Raw genomic sequence first — 7,054 nt, forward strand, 5'->3', positions numbered from 1 at the left:
CATCAGCAGGCACCGTCGCGCTGACCGCCACCGCCACCGCCAGGGCGAAACCGTGATGGGCCAAGATCGCGTTCAGGCATCCCGGCGTGCGGGCCGCCGCCACAGCGCGCGCCCGAGGAGAAGCCCGAGGCGACGGCAGAACAGGGCGAGCCCGACGCACCAGGCGAGGCCCGCCAGGAGGGCGTTCGCCAGGGCCGCGAGCCCGGTGGCCAGTGCCAGCGCCCCACGCCCGAGGAGCGCCAGGGCGGCGCGGGTGCGGGGTCCCAGCCGCTCGCTGAGGCGGACCGCGCGGGCCACATCGGTCGGATCGCGGGCGAGACCGAGCACCTGCAGCACGCCGCGCTGGCCGGTCCGGCGCCCGAGCACGACGGCATCGCCGGCCAGGGTCGTCAGCCGCGCCACCGTACCGGGCCGGATGGCGAGACCGGCGGCGGCCCGCGCGCCGATGAGGTCCAGGCGGGACGAGGCGGCGACCGCGCGGGCCACGGCCTCGCGATCGAGGCCGGCGCGCAACGTGCGGCCGAGGCTCGCGGCGAGCGCCGGTGAGAGCCGGCCGCCGCGCCGTGCGACCTTCAGCACGGTCATGCCCGCACGCGGGCCCGCCCCGGCTCCGGCCGTCCAGGTGGCGACGGTGAGCGGCAGGCCCACCAGGGCCATGCCGAGGAGAAGCGGATCGTAGGGCTCGGCACGAGCGTAGCGCGTTCCCTCGCGCAGGAGGTCGCGGATGTCGCCGAGGCCGGTGACGTCGGCGGCGAGCGATCCCGCGAGACCCGCCGCTCCCTCCGCCTCGCCCGAGACCGCGCCGGTGGCGAAATCCCGCGCCGCGCGCGCCACCCGTCCCTGCGCCAGGGCCTCGACGCGCAGGCGCCGATCCGGATCGACGGGGAGGCCGCGGGCATCGGCCAGAGCCAGGAAGCTCAGCGCCAGATCCTCGTCCTCGGCCGCGAGGGCGGCATCGAGCCCCGCTGCCAGGCGCTGCGGCGTGGCCGCCCGTTCCAGGCGGATCTCCGCCAGGGTGCCGGGATCGTCGGTCGCCGCGAGAAGGCGGCCCGCGAGGACAGCGGGTGCGAGCACCGGCGCCGCCGCGACCGCCAGGGCCGCGCCGGTCGCCAGGAGGCCGATCCAGCCCGCCGCTGCCCGTCGTCCGCGCGCCGCAGCGTTCATCGAGACGACACCGTCGCGCAGGCGCATCCCCGCCTCCGCCATCACGCGGCCTCCAGGCCATAGCGCTGGTGCAGGCTGCTGGCGAAGCGGTCGGCGAACTTGGCCGTCGCCACCGGCAGGGTGCGACCGCGCAACTGTCCCAGGATCAGCGTCATCGGGGCGAGGTCGCGGGCGTCGATGGGGCGGAAGCGCAGGCGCGGATCGTCGGGGATGCCGCTCGGCACCTGCAGGCTGACCGCGTCCTCGCGCAGGACGAGGTTGCGCAGGAATTCCAGCGAGCTCGACTCGATGACGGGCGTCAGCGGCGTGCCGCGGCGGGCCAGCGCGTCGTCGAGGTGGTGGCGGATGGCGAGCGACCGGTCCGGCAGGGCCATCGGGTGGGCGAGGCAGTCCCGCAGGCGCACCGGCCCGGCCTCGGCGGCCAGGGGATGCCCGGCCCGGACCAGGGCGCACAGGGTCTGGCGGCAGGAGAACAGCACCTGCATGTCGGCGGAGGGCGGCGGCTGCAGCACCAGGGCGAGATCCGCCTCGAACTGCGCCAGCGCCGCCACCGCCTGGACGTGGTCGCGCACCTGCACGGTGAAGGTCACCTGCGGGAATTGCGCCCGGTAGGCCTCGACCTCGTCCGGGACCACGTGGTTGACGAAGGCCTGGCTGCAGGCCAGCGCCACGTGGCCGCGCCGGACTCCCGACAGGTCGGCGATCTGCGAGCGCACCCGGTCGAGGTCGGCGCGCTGGTCGCGGATGTGGCGCACCAGCAATTCGCCGGCGGCGTTCAGGCGCATGCCCTGCGCCACCCGCTCGAAGATCGGCGTGCCGAGCTCGTACTCGATGTCCTGGATCTGCCGGGTCAGGGCGGAGGGCGTGATGTTGAGCCGTTCCGCCGCCCGGCGGATCGCGCCGTGCCGGGCCACCTCGGCCACGTAGGTGAGAATGCGCAAGTGCTTCATCGCGGGAGCCCGACCGTCACGCCACCCTGTTGCCCGACCGGCAACGGGGCAGTCAAGAAACAGCACTCGCGTGCAACAGACGACAGCCCTAGCCTCGGCCCACGAGATTTGAGCCTCGGCACACGAGACGTGCCTTCCGGAGCCCTGCCATGATCAGCCGTCGCACCCTCCTGGCCGGCCTCGGCGCTGGCATCCTGGCCGCGCCCCTCGGCCTCCCCCGCCCGGCCCGCGCGCAAGGCCCGACGGTGATCCGGATGGGCTCCCTGAAGCTGATCCACTCGATCGCACCGCACTTCTACGAGCAGTTCACTCCGACCGGGTACAAGGTCGAGGTCGTGCCGTTCGAGAGCCCCACCGAGTGCAAGAACGCGGTGGTGACGAAGTCGGTGGATTTCGGGACCTTCGGCATCGCGGCCGGCACCCTCGGGGCGGCGGCGGGCGAGCCCCTCGTGATCATCGCCTCCACCTGCAACCGCGGCATGGCGATCATCGCCAAGAAGGATGCGGGTATCGCCACCCTCAAGGACCTGAAGGGCCGCCGCGTCGCCCTCTGGCCCGGCTCGACCCAGGAGGTCTTCGCCCTGGAGCGCCTGCGCCAGGAGGGGATGAGCGTGAAGGACATCACGCCGGTGCGGATCTCGTTCTCGGAGATGCACATCGCGCTGGCACGCGGCGACATCGACGCCTATGTGGGCGCCGAGCCGGCCCCCGGCGTGAGCCTCGCCAGCGGCATCGGCACCCTCGTCGAGTATCCCTACGGCACCGAGATGGGCGCCCTCAACATGGTGTTCGGCGCCCATGCCGACACCACGGCGCAGCGGCCCGAGATCGTCCGCACCATGCTGGAGATCCACCGCAAGGCCACGGAGTTCGCGCAGGGCAACCGCGAGGCGATGATCGCCATGGCGGTGGCCAAGCTCGGCCAGAAGCGCGAGGCGCTGGAACTCTCCGCCCCGAACGTCGAGCTGAAGTGGAAGCTGGGCGAGACCGAGATCGCCCAGGCCAAGGTCTATGCCGACCGCATGCTGGCCCTGAAGCAGATCAAGCGCCTGCCCGATTTTTCGACCTTCATCGACACCCGCTTCGTCGACGCGATGAGGGACGCGTGAGCCCGGCACAGGCCGCCGTCGCGGCGGCCCCCGTGCCGGAGGCGGCGCCCCGTCCGCGCCCCGCGCTGACTTGGAGCCGCTTACCCTGGGGGCGCCTGCGCGAGGCCGCCCTGGCGGTCGCCATTCCGGCCGTGCTGGTGGTGGTCTGGCATGTCCTGACCACCGGCCGGGCCTACAGCCTGATCCCGCCGCCCGCCGAGGTGTGGACGGCGCTGGTCGACCTCGCCGTGGGGGGCATCAACGACGACGCCTTCAGCGCCACCCTGCTCACGCATCTCGGCGCCTCGCTGTCGCGGGTCTATGGCGGCTTCGCCCTGGCGGTGCTGTTCGCGCTGCCGCTGGGTCTCCTCATCGGGCGGGTGCCGCTGATGCGCCAGCTGCTCGATCCGACGTTCCAGATCCTGCGGCCGGTGCCCGTCACCGCCTGGCTGCCGCTGGCCATGATCCTGTTCGGCCTCGGGCCGCGCTCGGCCTACTTCCTGGTCTTCCTCGGGGCGTTCTACCCCATCCTCGTCAACACCATCTTCGGGGTGCGCTCGGTGGAGCCACGGCTGTTCGAGGCGGCCGCGATGCTCGGCTGCCGGGGCTCGGCCCAGTTCGCCCGGGTGGTGCTGCCCGCCGCCCTGCCGTCGATCTTCACGGGGCTGCGCCTCGGCCTCGGCTTCGCCTGGGTGGTGATCGTGGTCGGCGAGATGACCGGTGTGCAGACCGGCCTCGGCGCCATCATCATGGAGGCGCGCCAGCTCTCCCGCACCGAGATCGTCATCTGCGGCATGATCGTCATCGGCGTCGCGGGCTTCCTGTCGGACCGGATCGTCATGGGGATCGGCCGCCGTCTCCTCGCCTGGAGTCCCTCTCATGGGTGATCCGACCCTCCCGATCCTCGAGATCCGCGACGTCGGAAAGACTTTCGCGGTCCAGGGCAAGACCGTCACGGCCCTGAAGGGCGCCAACCTCACGGTGAAGCGCGGCGAGTTCGTCTGCCTGCTCGGCGCCTCGGGTTGCGGCAAGTCCACCCTGCTCCGCATCACGGCGGGCTTCGAGTCCGCCACCTCCGGCGAGGCCCTGATGTGGGGCAAGCCCATCGCGGGCCCCGATTCCTCGCGCGGCATGGTGTTCCAGGATTACGGCCTGTTCCCCTGGCTCTCGGTCCGCGACAACATCGGCTTCGGTCCGAAATCGCGCGGGCGTCCGGCGGCTGAGATCCGCGACACGGTGGCCCGCTACATCGACCTCGTCGGCCTCGGTACCTTCGCGGACGCGCATCCCCACCAGCTCTCGGGAGGCATGAAGCAGCGCGTCGCCATCGCCCGCGTCCTCGCCAACGAGGCGGAGGTGGTGCTGATGGACGAGCCGTTCGGGGCCCTCGATGCCATGACCCGCGAGCGCCTGCAGGACGAACTCCTCGACCTGTGGCGTCGCACCGGGCTCACCGTGCTCTTCGTCACCCACGCCATCGAGGAAGCGATCTTCCTCGCCGACCGCGTGGTGGTGATGTCACCGAGCCCCGGCCGCATCGACGCCGTCCACGACATCACCCTGCCCCGCCGCCGCGACGTTTCGAGCCCGGCCTTCAACGACGTGCGCCGGATGCTCTCGGCCCAGCTTCACAGCCACCACGGCCGCGTGGCGGCGTGAGGGGCGGCCGTGACGGGTCGTCTCTCTCGAAGAAAGAGGGGGACGCGCCTCTTTTGAACGGGCCGCCGCCGCGACCCAGCGTTTCATCGCCATCGCCGCATCGCCGCCCATGACCGAACCCGATATCTCCGATCCCCGCCGCCCCGAGCATCGCCTCGCCTACCGGGCCGCCATCGACCGCCCCCGCCTCGCCCTGCCGGGAGGTAAGCACGTGGCGATCTGGCCGGTGGTGAATGTCGAGCACTGGCTCATCGACAACCCGATGCCGCGCCAGATCCTGGTGGCGCCGACGGGCGCGCCGCTGCTGCCCGATCTCGCCAACTGGGGCTGGCACGAGTACGGGATGCGGGTCGGGTTCTGGCGCGTCCTCGCGGCCTTCGCGGCGCGGGGCCTGCGCCCGACCCTGTCGATCAACGGCTCGGTCTGCGGGACCTATCCCCGCGTGGCGGAAGCCGCTCATGCCGCCGGCTGGGAGTTCATGGGTCACGGCTTCCACCAGGTGCCGACCCACCGGATCGCGGACGAGCCCGCGATGATCGCCCGCACCCTCGCGGCGATCCGGGCCGTGACGGGCGCCAACCCGCGCGGCTGGCTCGGCCCCGGCCTCACCGAGACCCTCGACACCCCGGACCACCTCGCCGCCGCAGGCCTCGACTATGTCGGCGACTGGGTGGTGGACGACCGGCCCAGCCGCATCACGACGGCCACGAAGCCCCTCATCGCCCTGCCCTATTCGGTGGAACTGAACGACATCCCCCTGCTGGCGATCCAGCACCATCGCGCCGACGAGTTCGTGGCCCGGGCGCTGGCCCAGGTCGATCGCCTCGCGGCGGAAGCGGCGGGCGACGGACCGTTGAGCGGCGCGAAGGTCATGAGCTTCGCCATCCACCCCTATATCACCGGGGTGCCTCACCGCATCGGCCTGCTGGAGCGGCTCCTCGAGGCGCTGTGCGCCCGCGACGACCTCTGGTTCGCGCAAGGGGGCGACCTCGTCGATTGGTATCGGGGAACCGGCGATGATGCCTGAGGCGGAGTGGCGCGACCTCGATCGCGCGGCGTTGAGCCGGGCCTACGACAATTCCGCCGCGGTGGCCGACAGCGCCGCCCGTCTCGCGGAATGGCGGGCGCGCAGCGCAGCCTTCCGGGCCCGACCGGGCCACAGCCTCGACCTGCCCTACGATCCGGGTCCGCCCTATGATGCCGGACCCCGCAACCGGATCGACCGCTTCGGCTGCGGCCGTCCGGGAGCGCCGCTCCTGGCCTTCATCCATGGCGGCTACTGGCAGCGCAATGCCAAGGAGGGCTTCGCCTGCCTGGCGCAGGGACCGCTGGCCCTCGGCCTCGACGTGGCGTTGATCGGCTACACCCTGGCACCCGATGCCTCCCTGACCCGGATCGCGGCCGAGATCCGGTCGGCCCTGCGCACCCTGCGCGCCGGAGACGCAGCGGCCGGTCTCGGGCGCCGGCGCCTCGTGGTCTCGGGCTGGTCGGCGGGCGGACACCTCGCCGCCCTGGCGCTCGACGGGCCCGAGGCCGATGCGGGCCTGGCGATCAGCGGGATCTTCGATCTCGCGCCGATCCGCGGCACCACCCTCGACGAGGCCCTTCGCCTCACGCCGGGGGAGGTCGAGATCCTGTCGCCGATCCGCCGGATGACCCGCCCTGGCGCTCCGCTCGTCCTCGCCTACGGGGCGGACGAGCTGCCCGAGCTCCGGCGCCAGTCACGGGACTATGCCGCCGCCCGTGCCGCGGCGGGTCTCGAGACACGCTGCCTCGCGCTGGAGGGAGCGGATCATTTCTCGATCCTCGAGACCCTGATCGACCCGGAGGGGGCCCTGGCCCGCCTTGCCGCCGAGCTCGCCCACGCGTGAGCCGCGGGCGGATTCGCGCCCCGAGTCTTGGAGGCGCCCGGTGTCAGCGTTCTTTCCACGCTTTGGCGATCTGGTCGGTCAGGGGCTTGGTGAGATAGCTGAGCACGGAACGGTTGCCGAGCTGCATGAAGGTCTCGACCGGCATCCCCGGCACCAGCCGCAGGGGGCCGAGGCGGTCCTTCTGATCCTCGGGCACCCGGATGCGGGCGGTGTAGAAGCTCATCCCGGTCTTCGGATCGGTGGTCACGTCCGCCGAGACGCGGCTCACCACCCCGTCGATCTCCGGGGTGGTGCGCTGGTTGAAGGCGGAGAAGCGCAGCAC

Annotated in this window: 7 protein-coding genes and 1 pseudogene; 5 read left to right on the top strand and 3 right to left on the bottom strand. The window is 72.4% G+C overall.

Features of this window, described 5'->3' with window-relative positions:
• Positions 1–72: 72 nt before the first annotated feature.
• Positions 73–1,191 carry a hypothetical protein gene (locus ASF57_RS22075; RefSeq protein WP_056487436.1) on the bottom strand — a complete coding sequence of 373 codons (1,119 nt, stop codon included), beginning with the start codon at positions 1,189–1,191 and terminating at the stop codon, positions 73–75.
• Positions 1,192–1,205: 14 nt separating this feature from the next.
• A complete protein-coding gene (locus ASF57_RS22080) occupies positions 1,206–2,114 on the bottom strand; it encodes a LysR family transcriptional regulator (RefSeq protein WP_056180971.1) in 909 nt (302 codons plus the stop codon).
• 149 nt (positions 2,115–2,263) lie between these two features.
• Here ASF57_RS22080 and ASF57_RS22085 point away from each other — a divergent pair, with 149 nt between their 5' ends.
• The 5 genes from ASF57_RS22085 to ASF57_RS22105 all read left to right on the top strand — a co-directional run bounded on the left by ASF57_RS22085 (position 2,264) and on the right by ASF57_RS22105 (position 6,732).
• Positions 2,264–3,223 carry an NrtA/SsuA/CpmA family ABC transporter substrate-binding protein gene (locus tag ASF57_RS22085; RefSeq protein WP_056487439.1) on the top strand — a complete coding sequence of 320 codons (960 nt, stop codon included), beginning with the start codon at positions 2,264–2,266 and terminating at the stop codon, positions 3,221–3,223.
• A 65-nt stretch (positions 3,224–3,288) separates the two neighbouring features.
• On the top strand, positions 3,289–4,089 hold the full coding sequence (locus tag ASF57_RS22090; protein ID WP_244477062.1) for an ABC transporter permease: 801 nt from the start codon (positions 3,289–3,291) through the stop codon (positions 4,087–4,089).
• Positions 4,082–4,861: an ABC transporter ATP-binding protein gene (locus ASF57_RS22095; RefSeq protein WP_056487442.1), complete on the top strand. Its 780-nt coding sequence runs from the start codon at positions 4,082–4,084 to the stop codon at positions 4,859–4,861. Before ASF57_RS22090 ends, ASF57_RS22095 begins: the two co-directional genes overlap by 8 nt.
• A gap of 109 nt (positions 4,862–4,970) precedes the next feature.
• The gene (locus ASF57_RS22100; protein WP_056487444.1) at positions 4,971–5,888 is read left to right on the top strand and encodes a polysaccharide deacetylase family protein; all 918 of its coding nucleotides are present in this window, start codon (positions 4,971–4,973) and stop codon (positions 5,886–5,888) included.
• A complete protein-coding gene (locus tag ASF57_RS22105) occupies positions 5,878–6,732 on the top strand; it encodes an alpha/beta hydrolase (RefSeq protein WP_348528152.1) in 855 nt (284 codons plus the stop codon). Before ASF57_RS22100 ends, ASF57_RS22105 begins: the two co-directional genes overlap by 11 nt.
• A 43-nt stretch (positions 6,733–6,775) precedes the next feature.
• On the opposite strand, the pseudogene ASF57_RS22110 reads toward ASF57_RS22105, so the two are convergent.
• Positions 6,776–7,054: pseudogene (locus tag ASF57_RS22110) on the bottom strand (HlyD family secretion protein); the annotation flags it as partial.

Origin of the sequence: Methylobacterium sp. Leaf117 (genome assembly GCF_001422985.1) — a bacterium.
Lineage (GTDB): Bacteria > Pseudomonadota > Alphaproteobacteria > Rhizobiales > Beijerinckiaceae > Methylobacterium.